At 57.2% G+C, this 16666-nt stretch carries 17 protein-coding genes; 11 read left to right on the top strand and 6 right to left on the bottom strand.

Translation table 11 applies throughout. The annotated features are described in order from the left end of the window. Positions 1 to 3: 3 nt before the first annotated feature. Positions 4 to 954, bottom strand: coding sequence for a transaldolase (gene tal / locus OSH03_RS17165; protein ID WP_028014009.1), 951 nt, complete (start codon positions 952 to 954; stop codon positions 4 to 6). 289 nt (positions 955 to 1243) lie between these two features. Between tal and maeB the strand changes: the two genes are divergently transcribed. Continuing rightward, complete coding sequence (maeB, locus tag OSH03_RS17160) at positions 1244 to 3523, top strand: NADP-dependent oxaloacetate-decarboxylating malate dehydrogenase (protein WP_061097441.1); 2280 nt, start codon at positions 1244 to 1246, stop codon at positions 3521 to 3523. A 64-nt stretch (positions 3524 to 3587) separates the two neighbouring features. On the opposite strand, the gene hemF is transcribed toward maeB, so the two are convergent. Both hemF and amiA read right to left on the bottom strand, forming a co-directional pair. Continuing rightward, complete coding sequence (gene hemF / locus OSH03_RS17155; RefSeq protein ID WP_266179660.1) at positions 3588 to 4487, bottom strand: oxygen-dependent coproporphyrinogen oxidase; 900 nt, start codon at positions 4485 to 4487, stop codon at positions 3588 to 3590. Further along, entirely contained in the window at positions 4487 to 5362 is an 876-nt protein-coding gene (gene amiA, locus OSH03_RS17150) for an N-acetylmuramoyl-L-alanine amidase AmiA (RefSeq protein ID WP_061097443.1), read from the bottom strand. The genes hemF and amiA overlap by 1 nt, the downstream gene beginning before the upstream one ends. A 212-nt stretch (positions 5363 to 5574) precedes the next feature. Between amiA and OSH03_RS17145 the strand changes: the two genes are divergently transcribed. The 10 genes from OSH03_RS17145 to pdxK all read left to right on the top strand — a co-directional run bounded on the left by OSH03_RS17145 (position 5575) and on the right by pdxK (position 13867). Further along, positions 5575 to 6000: a GNAT family acetyltransferase gene (locus tag OSH03_RS17145; RefSeq protein ID WP_003861292.1), complete on the top strand. Its 426-nt coding sequence runs from the start codon at positions 5575 to 5577 to the stop codon at positions 5998 to 6000. After that, the gene (locus OSH03_RS17140) at positions 5987 to 6436 is read left to right on the top strand and encodes a DUF2919 domain-containing protein (protein WP_266179659.1); all 450 of its coding nucleotides are present in this window, start codon (positions 5987 to 5989) and stop codon (positions 6434 to 6436) included. The genes OSH03_RS17145 and OSH03_RS17140 overlap by 14 nt, the downstream gene beginning before the upstream one ends. Positions 6437 to 6499: 63 nt before the next feature. Then, positions 6500 to 7075 (top strand): RpoE-regulated lipoprotein, encoded by a 576-nt coding sequence (locus OSH03_RS17135; protein ID WP_266179658.1) that lies wholly within the window; start codon positions 6500 to 6502, stop codon positions 7073 to 7075. Positions 7076 to 7167: 92 nt separating this feature from the next. Then, a complete protein-coding gene (locus OSH03_RS17130; RefSeq protein ID WP_266179657.1) occupies positions 7168 to 8067 on the top strand; it encodes a Dyp-type peroxidase in 900 nt (299 codons plus the stop codon). Between the two features lie 173 nt (positions 8068 to 8240). Continuing rightward, on the top strand, positions 8241 to 9254 hold the full coding sequence (locus OSH03_RS17125) for a sulfate ABC transporter substrate-binding protein (RefSeq protein WP_266179656.1): 1014 nt from the start codon (positions 8241 to 8243) through the stop codon (positions 9252 to 9254). Continuing rightward, positions 9254 to 10087 (top strand): sulfate/thiosulfate ABC transporter permease CysT, encoded by an 834-nt coding sequence (gene cysT, locus OSH03_RS17120; RefSeq protein WP_266179655.1) that lies wholly within the window; start codon positions 9254 to 9256, stop codon positions 10085 to 10087. The genes OSH03_RS17125 and cysT overlap by 1 nt, the downstream gene beginning before the upstream one ends. Then, a complete protein-coding gene (gene cysW, locus OSH03_RS17115; RefSeq protein WP_266179654.1) occupies positions 10087 to 10962 on the top strand; it encodes a sulfate/thiosulfate ABC transporter permease CysW in 876 nt (291 codons plus the stop codon). The genes cysT and cysW overlap by 1 nt, the downstream gene beginning before the upstream one ends. Further along, the gene (gene cysA, locus OSH03_RS17110) at positions 10952 to 12046 is read left to right on the top strand and encodes a sulfate/thiosulfate ABC transporter ATP-binding protein CysA (protein WP_061097451.1); all 1095 of its coding nucleotides are present in this window, start codon (positions 10952 to 10954) and stop codon (positions 12044 to 12046) included. The genes cysW and cysA overlap by 11 nt, the downstream gene beginning before the upstream one ends. Positions 12047 to 12113: 67 nt before the next feature. Continuing rightward, positions 12114 to 13025, top strand: coding sequence for a cysteine synthase CysM (cysM, locus tag OSH03_RS17105; RefSeq protein ID WP_266179653.1), 912 nt, complete (start codon positions 12114 to 12116; stop codon positions 13023 to 13025). Positions 13026 to 13030: 5 nt separating this feature from the next. Next, positions 13031 to 13867 carry a pyridoxine/pyridoxal/pyridoxamine kinase gene (gene pdxK, locus OSH03_RS17100; protein ID WP_266179652.1) on the top strand — a complete coding sequence of 279 codons (837 nt, stop codon included), beginning with the start codon at positions 13031 to 13033 and terminating at the stop codon, positions 13865 to 13867. Between the two features lie 44 nt (positions 13868 to 13911). Here pdxK and crr read toward each other — a convergent pair whose 3' ends face one another. From crr to ptsH, 3 genes are read right to left on the bottom strand one after another with little or no spacing between them, the layout of a single operon-like run. After that, positions 13912 to 14421, bottom strand: a complete 510-nt coding sequence (crr, locus tag OSH03_RS17095) for a PTS glucose transporter subunit IIA (RefSeq protein WP_003861316.1) — start codon at positions 14419 to 14421, stop codon at positions 13912 to 13914. Between the two features lie 40 nt (positions 14422 to 14461). After that, on the bottom strand, positions 14462 to 16189 hold the full coding sequence (ptsI, locus tag OSH03_RS17090) for a phosphoenolpyruvate-protein phosphotransferase PtsI (protein WP_008501604.1): 1728 nt from the start codon (positions 16187 to 16189) through the stop codon (positions 14462 to 14464). A gap of 44 nt (positions 16190 to 16233) precedes the next feature. Next, on the bottom strand, positions 16234 to 16491 hold the full coding sequence (gene ptsH, locus OSH03_RS17085; protein WP_000487600.1) for a phosphocarrier protein Hpr: 258 nt from the start codon (positions 16489 to 16491) through the stop codon (positions 16234 to 16236). Positions 16492 to 16666: the final 175 nt, after the last annotated feature.

The raw sequence follows: 16666 nt of genomic DNA, 5'->3' as shown, positions 1-16666 counted from the left end.
AGGTTAAAGTTTGGCGGCGAGAAGATCTTCAAGTTTGCGCTGGTCGACGGCGAACTGGCGGATGCCGTCAGCGAGTTTTTCCACGGCCATAGGGTCCTGATTGTGCTCCCAGCGGAACTCCGCTTCGGTCATGGCTTTCGGTTTTGGCAGTACGGTAGAGGTCGGCACCAGCTTGCGGATCACCGTTTCGTCGCTCTCCTGCAGCTTTTTCAGCAGGTCAGGGGAGATGGTCAGACGGTCACACCCCGCGAGCGCCAGGATCTGCTCGGTGCGGCGGAAGCTGGCGCCCATCACGATGGTCTCGTAGCGGTGCTGCTTGTAATAATCGTAGATATTACGCACCGACTTCACGCCGGGGTCTTCCTCCACCACGTACGGGTCCATCGGCTGTTTCGCCTGATACCAGTCGTAAATGCGCCCGACAAACGGCGAGATCAGGAACACGCCCGCTTCGGCACAGGCGCGCGCCTGGGCAAACGAGAACAGCAGCGTCAGGTTGCAGTGGATCCCCTCTTTTTCCAGCACCTCTGCCGCGCGGATGCCTTCCCATGTGGACGCGAGCTTGATCAGAATGCGCGACTTATCGATACCCTGCTCCTGGTAGAGCTCCACCAGGCGGCGCGCTTTGTTAATACTCTTTTCCTGGTCGAATGAGAGGCGGGCGTCCACTTCAGTCGACACGCGCCCCGGAATGCTTTTCAGAATTTCCGCACCAAAATTAACCGCCAGCTTGTCGCTGGCTTCAGCAACCTGCTGCTCCTGCGTTTTCCCGCGCTGTTTACCGTAGGCAATCGCGTCATCAATCAGATGGCTAAAGTGGGCAAGACCCGCCGCTTTCAGAAGCAGCGAAGGGTTGGTGGTCGCGTCCTCCGGCTGATAGTGGCGAATCGACTCGATATCGCCGCTGTCTGCAACCACGGTGGTGAATTGTTTGATGCCGTCTAGCTGGTTCATAAATAATTACTCCTTGGAAATAAAAGAGTTAGATGAGTGCGTTAGTTCACACTTCTGAGAAAATCATGATGGACTTAACAAAAAAGCATAGCAGACGGGGCAGGCATTGCTTTTGAGACGGGTAACATGGCTGTTATAAATTGATAACAATTTTTAATGTGTGATGGTGAGAGTTTGGCAGCCTTCAAAGTTTATGCGCTGTCCTGAGGCGATACTAGGCGGCACACCAGGGTGTGCATCAGGATCGCTTACGTCACCCTTTTGATCGATACGTGAAAGGAAAAATAAGATGGATGAGCAGTTGAAACAGAGTGCCCTCGATTTTCACGAGTTCCCTGTCCCCGGTAAAATTCAGGTCTCCCCAACCAAGCCGCTGGCGACGCAGCGCGATCTGGCGCTGGCCTACTCGCCGGGCGTGGCGGCGCCGTGTCTGGAAATCGAAAAAGACCCGCTGGCGGCCTACAAATACACCGCGCGCGGCAACCTTGTCGCCGTTATCTCTAACGGTACGGCGGTGCTGGGCCTGGGCAACATTGGCGCCCTGGCCGGTAAACCGGTGATGGAAGGGAAGGGCGTACTGTTTAAGAAATTCGCCGGTATCGACGTGTTCGATATCGAAGTGGACGAACTCGATCCCGATAAGTTCATCAACGTGGTTGCCGCGCTGGAGCCGACCTTCGGCGGGATCAACCTGGAAGACATCAAAGCGCCGGAATGTTTCTATATCGAGCAGAAGCTGCGCGAGCGTATGAACATTCCCGTGTTCCATGACGACCAGCACGGGACGGCGATTATCAGCACCGCCGCCATTCTGAACGGCCTGCGCGTGGTGGAGAAAAACCTCTCCGACGTGCGCATGGTGGTCTCCGGCGCGGGCGCGGCGGCCATCGCCTGTATGAACCTGCTGGTGGCGCTGGGGATGCAGAAACACAATATCGTGGTCTGCGACTCCAAGGGCGTTATCTACAAAGACCGCGAGCCGAACATGGCGGAAACCAAAGCGGCGTATGCGGTGGAAGATGACGGCAAGCGCACGCTTGAGGACGTGATTGACGGCGCGGATATCTTCCTCGGCTGTTCAGGTCCGAAAGTGCTGACCCAGGAGATGGTGCAGAAAATGGCGCGCGCGCCGATGATTCTGGCGCTGGCGAACCCTGAGCCGGAAATCCTGCCGCCGCTGGCGAAAGCGGTGCGTGAAGACGCCATTATCTGTACCGGCCGCTCCGACTACCCGAACCAGGTGAACAACGTGCTCTGCTTCCCGTTCATCTTCCGCGGCGCGCTGGACGTTGGCGCGACGGCGATCAACGAAGAGATGAAGCTGGCCGCCGTTCACGCCATCGCCGAGCTGGCGCACGCCGAGCAGAGCGAGGTTGTCGCCTCCGCGTACGGGGATCAGGACCTGAGTTTTGGCCCGGACTACATCATTCCAAAACCGTTCGACCCGCGTCTGATTGTCAAAATTGCGCCAGCCGTCGCCAAAGCGGCGATGGACTCCGGCGTGGCGACGCGTCCGATTCAGGATTTCGACGCGTACGTCGATAAGCTCACCGAGTTCGTCTACAAAACCAACCTGTTTATGAAGCCGATCTTCTCTCAGGCCCGCGCAGACGCGAAGCGCGTGGTGCTGGCGGAAGGGGAAGAGGCGCGCGTGCTGCACGCCACGCAGGAGCTGATCACCCTAGGACTGGCGAAGCCGATCCTGATCGGTCGTCCGAGCGTGATCGAGATGCGCATTCAGAAGCTGGGCCTGCAGATCAAGCCGGGCGTCGACTTTGAGATCGTTAACAACGAATCCGATCCGCGCTTTAAGGAGTACTGGAACGAATACTACGCGATCATGAAGCGTCGCGGGATCACCCAGGAGCAGGCGCAGCGGGCGGTGATCAGCAATACCACGGTCATCGGCGCGATCATGGTTCATCGCGGCGAGGCGGATGCGCTGATCTGCGGCACCATCGGCGATTATCACGAGCACTTTAGCGTGGTGCAGGAGATCTTCGGCTATCGCGACGGCGTCCATACCGCCGGGGCGATGAACGCGCTGCTGCTGCCGAGCGGCAACACCTTTATTGCGGATACCTACGTGAACGACGACCCAACCCCGGAGGAGCTGGCGGAGATCACCGTGATGGCGGCCGAAACCGTGCGTCGCTTTGGCATCGAGCCGAAGGTAGCGCTGCTGTCGCATTCTAACTTTGGTTCGTCTAAATCCGCGGCGGCCTGCAAAATGCGCCAGACGCTGGAGCTGGTGCGCGAGCGTGCGCCGGAGCTGATGATTGACGGGGAAATGCACGGTGATGCCGCGCTGGTGGAGAGCATCCGCAACGAACGTATGCCGGACAGCCCGCTGAAGGGATCGGCGAACATACTGATTATGCCGAACGTGGAGGCGGCGCGTATCAGCTACAACCTGCTGCGCGTCTCCAGCTCTGAAGGTGTGACCGTAGGGCCGGTGCTGATGGGCGTGGCGAAGCCTGTGCATGTGTTGACGCCGATTGCCTCCGTGCGCCGCATCGTGAACATGGTGGCGCTGGCGGTGGTTGAGGCGCAGACGCAGCCGCTTTAACTTCCTTACCCCTCACCCTAACCCTCACCCCTTTGGGGAGAGGACCGGGGTGAGGGGGGGATGATTACACCCAGTCCCGAACCTGAATAAACGCTTTTAAGGCAGCCTCCGGGCTGCCTTCTTTTGGCTCGTAGCAGTACTCCCAGCGCACCAGCGGCGGCATCGACATCAGAATCGACTCCGTGCGTCCGCCGGTCTGCAGCCCGAACAGCGTCCCGCGATCCCATACCAGGTTGAACTCCACGTACCGCCCGCGACGATAAAGCTGGAACTCACGCTCGCGCACGCCGTAGTCGGTGTTTTTACGGCGTTCGACGATGGGCATATAGGCATCGGTAAAGCCTTCGCCCACCGCGCGCATAAAGCTGAACGCCGTATCAAAATCCGGCGCGTTGAGATCGTCAAAGAACAGCCCGCCGATGCCGCGCTGCTCGTCGCGGTGCTTCAGGTAAAAGTAGTCGTCGCACCACTTTTTAAATTTCGGGTAGACGTCCTCGCCAAACGGCAGACAAAGGTCGCGCGCGGTGGTGTGCCAGTGCACGGCGTCTTCTTCAAAGCCGTAGTAGGGCGTGAGGTCGAAACCGCCGCCAAACCACCAGACCGGATCGGCCCCCGGTTTTTCTGCAATGAAAAAGCGCACGTTGGCGTGGCTGGTCGGCACGAACGGGTTGTGCGGATGGATCACCAGCGAGACGCCCATCGCTTCAAAGCTGCGGCCCGCCAGCTCCGGGCGGTGCGCGGTCGCAGACGCGGGCATGGCGTCGCCGTGAACGTGGGAAAAATTCACGCCCGCCTGTTCAAAAATGCCGCCGTTTCGCAGCACGCGGCTGCGCCCGCCGCCGCCGGCTTCGCGCTGCCAGCTATCTTCCTGAAATTCACCGCCGTCTGCGGCGGCCAGTTTCCGGCAAATCTCATCCTGCAGCTGCAGCAGGAACGTTTTGACCAGCTGTGCATTGGGTTTCATCAACGTTTCCTGGAGTGCGCTTTTTGGTTATCGAACCAGTTGAAGTAGCTGATAATGCCGGAGGCGATGGCGTTGGCGATCTTCTGGCGAAACGCCGTGGTGCCGAGCAGCCGCTCTTCTTCCGGGTTGGTAATAAAGGACGTTTCCACCAGCACGGACGGGATGGACGGTGACTTCAGCACCACAAACGCCGCCTGTTCGGTGCTTTTACTGTGCAGACGGTGCACCGGCTTAATCCGCTTGAGGATATGCGAGCCGAGCGTCAGGCTGTTTTTGATAGTGTCCGTTTGCACGAGATCGAACAGCACCTGCTGCAACAGATGATCTTTATCCGTGGCCTTCTTCCCGGCCACTTCATCCGCCCGGTTTTCGCGATCGGAAAGGTATTTCGCCATCGCGCTACTGGCGCCGCGGTTAGAGAGGGCAAACACCGACGCGCCCGCGGCTGACGGGTTGGTAAAACCGTCCGCGTGGATCGACATAAACAGATCTGCGCCGTGCTTATGGGCGATCTCGACGCGGTCGTACAGCGGAATGAACGTGTCGCCCGTGCGCGTCAGGCGGGCGTCAATGCCGTTGCTGCGTAAAATCGATCGCACATTTTTTGCAATCGCCAGCACGACGTGTTTCTCTTTCGACCCGTTTCTGCCGATGGCGCCGGTATCAATACCGCCGTGGCCCGGATCGAGCATCACCAGACGCTTTGCGCCCGGCTTTTTGGTTTTCGGCTTACTGTGTCCGTTACTGGTTTTGAGCGTGCTCTCTTCTTTTGCCTGAGCCTGCTTAGCGATGCCCGTTAACGTTAAGGCCGCCAGCCCCGCTTTGAGAACCTGACGACGCGATGTGAGTGCTTTTAATGGTTTGAATGTGCTCATGCGGCCTGAATACTGAAAAATGGGGTCCTGGTGTTATATCGTATCGTGTTTCCCGTTACGACAGTCCTTATTGAGAATTGTTTTACTTTTCATTTCAATACGTGACAAAGTGACATTATGCCAAATTTTGGCGAGATTTTCCCCGGTTATTGGCTAAACGCCCCGTTCACGCCATAATCACTGTTTTTAAACCCGAAAAGGCGGTTAATACCATGGAGATACGCGTTTTTCGCCAGGAAGATTTCGAAGAGGTGATCACCCTTTGGGAGCGCTGCGATTTGCTGCGTCCGTGGAACGATCCGGAAATGGATATCGAACGTAAGGTGAATCACGACGTTAGCCTGTTTCTGGTCGCGGAAGTGAACGGCGAGGTTGTCGGTACGGTGATGGGCGGCTATGACGGACATCGCGGCTCGGCCTATTATCTGGGCGTCCACCCGGAATACCGGGCGCGCGGCATCGCCAACGCGCTGCTCAATCGTCTTGAAAAGAAACTCATCGCTCGCGGCTGCCCGAAAATCCAGATCATGGTGCGGGAAGATAACGACGTGGTGCTGGGCATGTATGAGCGTCTGGGCTACGAGCACGCCGACGTGCTGACGCTAGGTAAGCGTTTGATCGAAGATGAAGAGTACTGAGATCCACCCGGCTGACTATGACGCGCAGGGCCGCGTCAGGCTGCCGTTTTTATTCTGGTGCGTTTTGCTGCTCCAGGCCCGTACCTGGGTGCTGTTTGTGATGGCCGGCGCGTCGCGCGGGCAGGGCGATACGCTGCTGAATCTCTTTTATCCCGATCACGATGCCTTCTGGCTCGGCTTATTGCCGGGCGTACCGGCGGTGGTGGCTTTTTTGTGCAGCGGTCGACGGCATGTAATCCCGCGTCTGTGGCGTGCTCTTCGCTGGCTGCTGATCCTCGCCCAGATTGCGCTGCTGCTCTGGCAACCCGTGCTCTGGTGGTTGGGTGAACCGCTTTCGGGTATCGGCATCGCGCTGGTGGTGGCGGATATCGTGGCGCTGCTGTGGCTGCTGACGAATCCCCGCTTACGCGCCTGTTTTACGCAAGAGTCAGATTAGCGCGGCACTTTTTGCCGATGCCGCACTCCAACAAGCGTTGATTTAATTAGAAAGGACGTTTCAATGAAATCGCTGCGTTTACTTTTATGCGCTCTCCCGCTGGCGTTAACCGGCTGTTCGACGCTCTCTTCCATTAACTGGTCCGCCGCGTATCCGTGGAACTGGTTTGGCTCTTCCACCGAAGTGACCGAGCAGGGCGTAGGAAAAATTACCGCGTCGACCGCGCTCGATCAGGACGCTATTCAGGATGCCCTGAGCAGTGACTATCGCCTGCGTAGCGGGATGAAAACCGAGAATGGCAACATTGTGCGTTACTTTGAAGCGCTGAAGGGCGACAAGCTGGCGCTGGTGATCAACGGTGACAAAGGCACGGTAAACCGAATTGCCGTGATGGATGAAGATATTCCGACGGCGAGCGGTGTGAAAGTGGGTACGCTGTTTAGCGACCTTTATAAACAGGCCTTTGGCAACTGCAGCAGCGCCCCTTCGGACGATGGCGTGGCGGTGGAATGTAAGGCGGAAGGCAGCCAGCACATCAGCTATGTCTTCACCGGAACCTGGAGCGGCCCGGAAGGATTGATGCCCTCTGACGACACGCTGAAGAGCTGGAAAGTGAGCAAAATAGTCTGGAAGCAGTAATTTGCGCCTGAACAAACCGCCTCGCTGAAATCCGGGTATAATAGCCGCCATCAATGCCACGCTGACGTGGCATCTTTATTTCAGGAGGAGCGATGTCTCAGGTTCAGAGTGGCATTTTGCCAGAACATTGCCGCGCGGCGATTTGGATTGAAGCCAATGTTAAAGGGGACGTGGATGCCCTGCGCGCGGCCAGCAAAGTTTTCGTTGATAAACTGGCCACCTTCCAGGCCAAATTCCCGGACGCCCATCTGGGCGCCGTTGTTGCCTTCGGCAATAACGTCTGGCGTCAGCTGAGCGGCGGCGAAGGTGCGGAAGAGCTGAAGGACTTTATCCCTTACGGCAAAGGGCTTGCGCCAGCCACCCAGTACGACGTGCTGATCCACATCCTCTCTCTGCGTCACGACGTGAACTTCTCCGTTGCACAGGCGGCGGTTGAAGCGTTTGGCGACAGCATCGACGTGCAGGAAGAGGTTCACGGCTTCCGCTGGGTGGAAGAGCGCGATCTTAGCGGCTTCGTTGACGGCACCGAAAACCCGGCGGGTGAAGAGGTTCGTCGCGACGTGGCGGTCATCAAAGACGGCGTGGACGCGGGCGGCAGCTACGTGTTTGTCCAGCGCTGGGAGCACAACCTCAAGCAGCTTAACCGCATGAGCGTGCATGACCAGGAGATGATGATTGGCCGCACTAAAGAAGCCAACGAAGAGATTGACGGCGATGAGCGTCCGGTGACCTCTCACCTGTCCCGCGTTGACCTCAAAGAGGACGGTAAAGGGCTGAAGATTGTTCGTCAGAGCCTGCCGTACGGCACGGCAAGCGGCACGCACGGCCTCTACTTCTGCGCCTACTGCGCGCGGCTGTACAACATTGAGCAGCAGCTGCTGAGCATGTTCGGTGACACCGACGGCAAGCGCGACGCCATGCTGCGCTTCACCAAACCGGTGACCGGCGGCTACTACTTTGCGCCGTCCGTTGAGCGTCTGCTGGCGCTGTAATAGCCTTTCTCCCTCTCCCTGTGGGAGAGGGCCGGGGTGAGGGCATCAGGCCGCACCCCTTATTCTCTTTTCTGCTTGTAAATCACCAAACGGTATATAAAACCGTTACTCCTTTCATCCCCGTTATAAATATTATGACTATAAGATAGTCATCACATTTATAAGGGTGCGCAATGGCCGTTACTGTACTGAAAAAAGGAACTCTGGCACTGGCAGGTTTACTGATGGTGGCCCAGGCGCAGGCGACCGAGCTGCTGAACAGCTCGTATGATGTCTCCCGCGAGCTGTTTGCCGCCCTTAACCCACCGTTCGAGCAGCAGTGGGCGAAAGAAAACAATGGCGATAAGCTGACCATCAAGCAGTCCCACGCCGGTTCATCCAAGCAGGCACTGGCGATTTTGCAGGGGCTGAAAGCAGATGTCGTGACCTACAACCAGGTGACTGACGTGCAGATCCTGCACGACAAGGGCAAGCTGATCCCGGCTGACTGGCAGAGCCGCCTGCCTAACAACAGCTCGCCGTTCTACTCCACCATGGGCTTCCTGGTGCGTAAGGGTAACCCGAAGAACATACACGACTGGAGCGACCTGGTGCGTTCCGACGTGAAGCTGATTTTCCCGAACCCAAAAACCTCCGGTAACGCGCGCTACACCTATTTAGCCGCGTGGGGCGCGGCGGACAAGGCTGACGGCAACGACAAAGCCAAAACCGAGCAGTTCATGACCCAGTTCCTGAAAAACGTCGAAGTGTTTGATACCGGCGGCCGCGGCGCGACCACCACCTTCGCCGAACGCGGTCTGGGTGACGTACTGATCAGCTTTGAATCCGAAGTAAACAACATTCGCAAGCAGTATGAAGCGCAGGGCTTCGAGGTGGTTATCCCGAAAACCAACATCCTGGCCGAGTTCCCGGTGGCGTGGGTGGATAAAAACGTGCAGGCGAACGGCACCGAGAAAGCGGCAAAAGCCTATCTCAACTACCTGTACAGCCCGCAGGCGCAGACCATCATCACCGATTATTACTACCGCGTGAACAACCCGGACGTAATGAACAAACTGAAGGACAAATTCCCGCAGACCGCGCTGTTCCGCGTGGAAGATCATTTCGGCTCCTGGCCTGAGGTGATGAAAACGCACTTTGCCAGCGGCGGTGAGTTAGACAAATTGCTGGCGGCGGGGCGTAAGTAATGTTTGCAGTTTCGACAAAACGCGTGCTGCCGGGCTTTACCTTAAGCCTCGGGACCAGCCTGCTGTTCGTCTGCCTGATCCTGCTGCTGCCGCTCAGCGCGCTGGTGATGCAGCTTGCTCAGATGAGCTGGGCGCAGTACTGGGAGGTCATCACCAACCCGCAGGTGGTGGCGGCCTATAAGGTGACGCTGCTGTCGGCGTTTGTCGCCTCCATTTTTAACGGCGTGTTTGGCCTGCTGATGGCGTGGATCTTAACCCGCTATCGTTTCCCGGGCCGCACGCTGCTTGACGCCCTGATGGATCTGCCGTTTGCGCTGCCGACGGCGGTCGCGGGCTTAACCCTCGCGTCGCTCTTCTCCGTGAACGGGCTGTACGGCGAGTGGCTGGCGAAGATTGATATCAAAGTGACCTACACCTGGCTCGGGATCGCGGTGGCGATGGCCTTTACCAGCATCCCGTTTGTGGTCCGTACCGTGCAGCCGGTGCTGGAAGAGCTGGGTCCGGAATACGAAGAAGCGGCGGAAACGCTGGGCGCCACGCGCTGGCAGAGCTTCCGTAAAGTGGTTCTGCCGGAGCTCTCTCCGGCTCTGATGGCGGGCGTCGCGCTGTCGTTTACACGCAGCCTGGGTGAGTTCGGCGCGGTAATTTTTATCGCCGGGAACATCGCCTGGAAAACGGAAGTCACCTCGCTGATGATTTTCATCCGTCTGCAGGAGTTTGATTATCCGGCGGCGAGCGCCATTGCCTCGGTGATTCTGGCGGCCTCGCTGCTGCTGCTGTACTCAATTAACACTCTGCAAAGTCGCTTTGGTCGACGTGTGGTAGGTCACTGATGGCGGAAGTTACGCAATTGAAGCGATACGATGCGCCCCGCATCAACTGGGGTAAATGGTTTCTGATTGGCGTGGGCGTGCTGGTGTCCGCCCTCATTCTCGTCGTGCCGACGATCTATATCTTCGTTCAGGCGTTCAGCAAGGGGCTGATGCCCGCGCTGGAAAACCTGGCAGACCCGGATATGCTGCATGCCATCTGGCTGACCGTGTTGATTGCGTTGATCACGGTACCGGTGAACCTGGTGTTCGGTACCCTGCTGGCCTGGCTGGTGACGCGCTTTAACTTCCCGGGACGTCAGATGCTGCTGACCCTGCTGGATATTCCGTTTGCCGTGTCGCCTGTTGTTGCCGGTCTGGTTTACCTGCTCTTTTACGGCTCCAACGGCCCGCTGGGCGGCTGGCTGGATGAGCATAACCTGCAGATCATGTTCGCCTGGCCGGGCATGGTGCTGGTGACCATCTTCGTGACCTGTCCGTTCGTGGTGCGCGAGCTGGTGCCGGTGATGTTAAGCCAGGGCAGCAACGAAGACGAAGCGGCGGTGCTGCTGGGGGCGTCAGGCTGGCAGATGTTCCGTCGCGTCACGCTGCCGAACATTCGCTGGGCGCTGCTTTACGGCGTGGTGCTGACCAACGCCCGCGCGATCGGAGAGTTCGGTGCCGTTTCCGTCGTCTCCGGATCCATCCGTGGTGAGACCCTGTCGCTGCCGCTACAGATTGAACTGCTGCAGCAGGACTACAACACCATCGGCTCGTTTACTGCCGCAGCGTTGCTGACGCTGATGGCCATTTTGACCCTGTTTTTGAAGAGTGTGGTGCAGTGGCGTTTAGAGAATCAGGAAAAACGTCAGCATCAGGAGGGAAATCATGAGCATTGAGATTGCCAATATTAAGAAGTCTTTTGGTCGCACCCAGGTGCTGAATGATATCTCGCTGGATATCCCTTCCGGACAAATGGTGGCGCTGCTGGGGCCGTCTGGCTCGGGCAAAACCACGCTGCTGCGTATTATCGCCGGGCTTGAACACCAGACCAGCGGGCACATCCGCTTCCACGGTACCGACGTGAGCCGCCTGCACGCTCGCGATCGTAAAGTGGGCTTTGTGTTTCAGCACTACGCGCTGTTCCGCCACATGACCGTGTTTGACAACATCGCGTTTGGCCTGACCGTGCTGCCGCGTCGCGAGCGCCCGGACGCGGCAACCATTAAAGCGAAAGTGACCAAACTGCTGGAGATGGTGCAGCTGGCTCACCTGGCGGACCGTTTCCCGGCCCAGCTTTCCGGCGGGCAGAAGCAGCGCGTGGCGCTGGCGCGCGCCCTGGCCGTTGAGCCGCAAATTTTGCTGCTTGATGAACCGTTTGGCGCGCTGGACGCGCAGGTGCGTAAAGAGCTGCGCCGCTGGCTGCGTCAGCTGCATGAAGAGCTGAAGTTCACCAGCGTCTTCGTGACCCACGACCAGGAAGAGGCGATGGAAGTCGCGGACCGCGTGGTGGTCATGAGTCAGGGCAACATCGAGCAGGTTGACGAGCCGGAACAGCTCTGGCGCGAGCCGGCGACCCGCTTCGTGCTGGAGTTTATGGGCGAGGTGAACCGTCTGCAGGGCACCATTCGCGGCGGGCAGTTCCACGTCGGCGCGCACCGCTGGCCGCTGGGCTACACCTCCGCGCATCAGGGGCCGGTCGATCTGTTCCTGCGCCCGTGGGAGGTGGACGTCAGCCGTCGAACCAGCCTGGACTCCCCGCTGCCGGTACAGGTGCTGGAAGCTAGCCCTAAAGGGCACTACACCCAATTGGTGGTACAGCCGCTGGGCTGGTATACCGAGCCGCTGACCGTGGTCATGCGCGACGACGTGCCGCCTCACCGGGGCGAGCGCCTGTTTGTCGGGCTGCAGCATGCGCGCATCTATCACGGTAACGAGCGGATTGAGGCGCGCGAGGATATTGCTCTGGCGGAGTCAGCCTGATAGGTTATTGAGTATGTTTTTCGCCCGGTGGCGTGATGCTTACCGGGCTTTTTATTGAGTAAAAAACGTGAATACACTCGAACACACCATCGGCAACACTCCTCTGGTCAAGCTTCAGCGCATGGGGTGCGACAACGGCAGCGAAATCTGGGTCAAACTCGAAGGCAACAACCCGGCGGGATCGGTGAAAGACCGCGCGGCGCTGTCGATGATTGTCCAGGCCGAGAAACGCGGTGAAATTAAGCCCGGCGACGTGCTGATTGAAGCCACCAGCGGCAACACCGGCATCGCGCTGGCGATGATTGCGGCGCTGAAAGGCTACCGCATGAAGCTGCTGATGCCGGACAACATGAGCCAGGAGCGCCGCGCCGCCATGCGCGCCTACGGGGCCGAGCTGATTCTGGTGACCAAAGAGCAGGGGATGGAAGGCGCGCGCGACTTAGCGTTAGAGATGGCCGAGCGCGGCGAAGGTAAGCTGCTCGATCAATTCAATAACCCGGACAACCCGTACGCGCACTACACCACCACCGGGCCGGAAATCTGGCAGCAAACCGACGGGCGCATTACCCATTTCGTCTCCAGCATGGGCACCACCGGCACCATTACCGGCGTGTCGCGTTTTCTGCGCGAGCAGGAGAAAGCCGTCACCATCGTTGGCCTGCAGCCGGAAGAGGGGAGCAGCATTCCGGGCATTCGCCGCTGGCCGGCGGAGTATATGCCGGGCATTTTTAATGCGCAGCTGGTGGATCAGGTGCTGGATATTCATCAGCGCGAGGCGGAGAATACCATGCGTGAACTGGCCGTGCGTGAAGGCATCTTCTGCGGGGTCAGCTCGGGGGGCGCGGTAGCGGGTGCGTTGCGCGTGGCGCAGGTAAACCCCGGTGCGGTCGTGGTGGCGATTATCTGCGACCGCGGCGATCGCTATCTGTCTACCGGCGTCTTTGGTGAAGAGAGTTATTCGCAGGGGGCGGGGATTTAAGCGTCATGGAGATGATTCTATTCCGGGATAACACCCGGGCGCAGCAAACCGACATTGTCGCGGTGCAGTCGCAGGTGGTTTACGGCAGCGTGGGGAACAGCATTGCGGTGCCCAACATTCGTACCCACCGGCTGAACGTCACCGCCGTGCCGACGGTGCTGTTTAGCAACACGCCGCACTACGACACCTTCTACGGCGGGGTGATCCCCGACGAGTGGTTCAGCGGCTACCTGAAGGCGCTGGAAGAGCGAGAGATCCTGCGCGAGCTTAAAGCGGTCACTACCGGTTACATGGGCAGCGCCAGCCAGATCGCGCTGCTGGCGCAGTGGCTGAAGGCGGTCAAAGCGCAGCATCCTGACCTGCTGGTGCTGGTCGACCCGGTTATCGGCGATATCGACAGCGGAATGTACGTCAAGCCCGATATTCCGGAAGCCTACCGGGAGCACCTGCTTCCGCTGGCGCAGGGGATTACACCAAACGTTTATGAGCTGGAAGTGTTAAGCGGTAAGGCGTGCCGGACGCCGGAAAGCGCTATTGCCGCCGCGCAGGGATTGCTCTCTGACACTCTGAAATGGGTGGCGATCACCAGCGCGCCGGTCGCTGACGATCCGCAAAACATCCACGTAGTGTTGGTGACGCATGAGGGCGTTACCGTCAGCGCGCATCCGCGCGTAGAAACCGATCTGAAAGGGACGGGGGATCTGTTCTGTTCAGAGCTGGTGAGCGGGATTGTTGAGGGGAAAACCGTTGCCGATGCCATTCGCATGGCCGGCGATCGGGTGACTGACGTAATGCTCTATACCCAGTCGAAAGGCTACGACGAGCTTATCCTTCCTGCATAAACAAAAATGGCGCCCGAAGGCGCCATTTTACCGTGCGGCAAGAATTACTTCTTGATGCGGATAACCGGGGTTTCACCCACGGTGACGCTGCCAGACAGTTTGATCAGTTCTTTGATTTCGTCCATGTTGGAGATAACAACCGGCGTCAGGGTAGACTTGGCTTTTTCTTCCAGCAGTGGCAGATCGAATTCAATCACCGGGTCGCCAACTTTAACACGCTGGCCTTCTTCCGCGATACGTTTGAAGCCTTCGCCTTTCAGTTCAACGGTGTCGATACCGAAGTGAACGAACAGTTCGATACCGCTATCAGATTCGATAGAGAACGCATGGTTGGTTTCAAAAATTTTACCGATGGTGCCGTCAACTGGAGCAACCATTTTGTTGCCAGTTGGTTTGATAGCAATGCCATCACCAACGATTTTCTCAGCAAACACTACATCCGGCACGTCTTCGATGTTGACGATCTCGCCGGAGAGCGGAGCAACAATCTCAATAGTTCCGGAGTCTTTCTTATCATCAGAAACCAGAGATTTCAGTTTATCGAACAAACCCATGATCTTCTCCTAAGCAGTAATTTGGGCCGCATCTCGTGGATTAGCAGATTGTTTTTTCTTCAATGAACTTGTTAACCAGCGTCATTAACTCGTCCGTTGTCGGTTGAGCAAGAGCCTGCTCTGCTAACACCTTCGCATCTTCGAAGTTCGTGTTACGGATAATCTTCTTAATGCGCGGGATGGAAATGGCGCTCATAGAGAATTCGTCCAGACCCATACCCAGCAACAGAAGTGTAGCACGTTCGTCGCCTGCAAGCTCACCACACATGCCAGTCCATTTACCTTCTGCATGAGAAGCATCAATAACTTGCTTGATCAAGTTCAGTACGGACGGTGACATTGGCTGGTAGAGATGTGAAATCATATCATTACCACGGTCAACTGCCAGGGTGTACTGCGTTAAATCATTGGTGCCGATACTAAAGAAATCAACTTCTTTGGCTAAATGACGCGCAATGGTCGCCGCCGCTGGTGTTTCCACCATCACGCCGATCTCAATTGACTCGTCAAAGGCTTTACCTTCGTCGCGCAGTTCCTGTTTGTAGATTTCGATCTCTTTTTTCAGTGCACGCACTTCTTCAACAGAGATGATCATCGGGAACATGATGCGCAGCTTACCGAAAGCGGAGGCACGCAGGATAGCGCGAACCTGGTCACGCAGGATCTCTTTACGATCCATCGCGATACGCACGGCACGCCAGCCCAGGAACGGGTTCTCTTCTTTCGGGAAGTTCATGTACGGCAGCTCTTTGTCGCCACCGATGTCCATGGTGCGGACGATAACCGCCTGTGAGCCACACGCTTCTGCGACGGCTTTATACGCAGCAAACTGCTCTTCTTCAGTTGGCAGCGCGTCACGGTCCATGAACAGGAATTCTGTACGGTAGAGACCTACACCTTCCGCACCGTTGCGCTCAGCGCCATCAACGTCGCGTACGGTACCGATGTTTGCGCACACTTCTACCTGATGGCCGTCCAGCGTGATGGCTGGCAGGTCTTTCAGCTTAGCGAGTTCCGCTTTTTCAGTCGCAACCTGCTCCTGAACCGCGCGCAGTTTTTCGATCTCTTCGTTAGTTGGGTTGACGTAAACCAGATTGTTTACGGCATCCAGAATCAGATAGTCGCCGTTTTTCACCTGAGAGGTGACGCTACCGGTACCCACGATGGCAGGCAGTTCCAGAGAACGCGCCATGATAGAGGTGTGGGAGGTACGGCCACCCGCGTCGGTGATGAAACCGAGAACCTTTTTCAGGTTCAGCTGTGCGGTTTCAGACGGGGTGAGGTCAGCGGCAACCAGGATCACTTCATCCTGAATCGCGCTCAGGTCGATGATGGCCAGGCCCAGGATGTTGCGCAGCAGGCGCTTACCGATGTCACGTACGTCAGCCGCACGCTCTTTCAGGTATTCATCATCCAGCTCTTCCAGGGCAGTTGCCTGACCTTCGATAACTTCATGCGCAGCCGCGTCGGCCGTCATGCCTTTATCTTTAATCAGGGCTATGATTTCCTGCTCCAGCTCCTCATCTTCGAGCAGCATGATGTGCCCTTCGAAGATGGCTTCTTTTTCTTCACCGAAAGTTTCGCCAGCTTTAGTTTTGATCGCTTCCAGTTGCGCAGATGCCTTGGCACGACCGCTCAGAAAACGTTCAACTTCCTGATCAACCTTGTCGGCAGAAATTTTTTTCCGGTCGATGACGATCTCGTCTTCTTTCAGCAGCAGTGCTTTGCCGAAAGCGATACCCGGGGATGCTAAAATGCCTGAAATCATAACCCTACCTTACTTGTGACTGATATTTAAAAGAACCCGTAAACTTACTCGAGCTCAGCCATCAGTTTAACCAGATGCTCAACTGCTTTCTGCTCGTCTTCACCTTCAGCAGAGATGGTGACAACGGTGCCCTGAGTCAGGCCCAGAGTCTGCAGTTTGAACAGGCTTTTTGCGCTAGCGCTTTTGCCGTTGGAAGTTACAGTGATTTCAGAAGTGAAGCCTTTCGCTTCTTTAACAAACTGAGCAGCAGGGCGGGTGTGCAGACCGTTCGGAGCGGTAATGGTAACTTCTTGCTGGAACATTGTATTTCCCCAACTTATAGGTTTAGTGTTGTGGAACTAAAGTCTAGCCTGGCGGCTCAACTTTAGCCTGTATTGTTAGCGCTGACGTTTCAATCGTCATTAAACATTATGCAGCGAAAGGAAGACTTGAACCAAATCATAAAATCGATTCAGCAAGGCTATTTCGTTCACTGAT

This window comes from Enterobacter nematophilus, from assembly GCF_026344075.1.
Classification (GTDB): domain Bacteria; phylum Pseudomonadota; class Gammaproteobacteria; order Enterobacterales; family Enterobacteriaceae; genus Enterobacter; species Enterobacter nematophilus.
Note: the sequence above shows the minus strand (reverse complement) of the source record. Positions and strands in the feature narration are given on the sequence as shown.

Bases quoted from the DNA above. Each gene is read 5' to 3' on its own strand.
- cysT (WP_266179655.1), top strand. From the start codon at position 9,254: ATGTTTGCAGTTTCGACAAAACGCGTGCTGCCGGGCTTTACCTTAAGC.
- cysW (WP_266179654.1), top strand. From the start codon at position 10,087: ATGGCGGAAGTTACGCAATTGAAGCGATACGATGCGCCCCGCATCAAC.
- OSH03_RS17140 (WP_266179659.1), top strand. From the start codon at position 5,987: ATGAAGAGTACTGAGATCCACCCGGCTGACTATGACGCGCAGGGCCGC.
- maeB (WP_061097441.1), top strand. From the start codon at position 1,244: ATGGATGAGCAGTTGAAACAGAGTGCCCTCGATTTTCACGAGTTCCCT.
- OSH03_RS17145 (WP_003861292.1), top strand. From the start codon at position 5,575: ATGGAGATACGCGTTTTTCGCCAGGAAGATTTCGAAGAGGTGATCACC.
- hemF (WP_266179660.1), bottom strand. From the start codon at position 4,487: ATGAAACCCAATGCACAGCTGGTCAAAACGTTCCTGCTGCAGCTGCAG.
- OSH03_RS17125 (WP_266179656.1), top strand. From the start codon at position 8,241: ATGGCCGTTACTGTACTGAAAAAAGGAACTCTGGCACTGGCAGGTTTA.
- amiA (WP_061097443.1), bottom strand. From the start codon at position 5,362: ATGAGCACATTCAAACCATTAAAAGCACTCACATCGCGTCGTCAGGTT.
- crr (WP_003861316.1), bottom strand. From the start codon at position 14,421: ATGGGTTTGTTCGATAAACTGAAATCTCTGGTTTCTGATGATAAGAAA.
- OSH03_RS17135 (WP_266179658.1), top strand. From the start codon at position 6,500: ATGAAATCGCTGCGTTTACTTTTATGCGCTCTCCCGCTGGCGTTAACC.
- pdxK (WP_266179652.1), top strand. From the start codon at position 13,031: ATGGAGATGATTCTATTCCGGGATAACACCCGGGCGCAGCAAACCGAC.
- cysA (WP_061097451.1), top strand. From the start codon at position 10,952: ATGAGCATTGAGATTGCCAATATTAAGAAGTCTTTTGGTCGCACCCAG.
- ptsI (WP_008501604.1), bottom strand. From the start codon at position 16,189: ATGATTTCAGGCATTTTAGCATCCCCGGGTATCGCTTTCGGCAAAGCA.
- tal (WP_028014009.1), bottom strand. From the start codon at position 954: ATGAACCAGCTAGACGGCATCAAACAATTCACCACCGTGGTTGCAGAC.
- OSH03_RS17130 (WP_266179657.1), top strand. From the start codon at position 7,168: ATGTCTCAGGTTCAGAGTGGCATTTTGCCAGAACATTGCCGCGCGGCG.
- ptsH (WP_000487600.1), bottom strand. From the start codon at position 16,491: ATGTTCCAGCAAGAAGTTACCATTACCGCTCCGAACGGTCTGCACACC.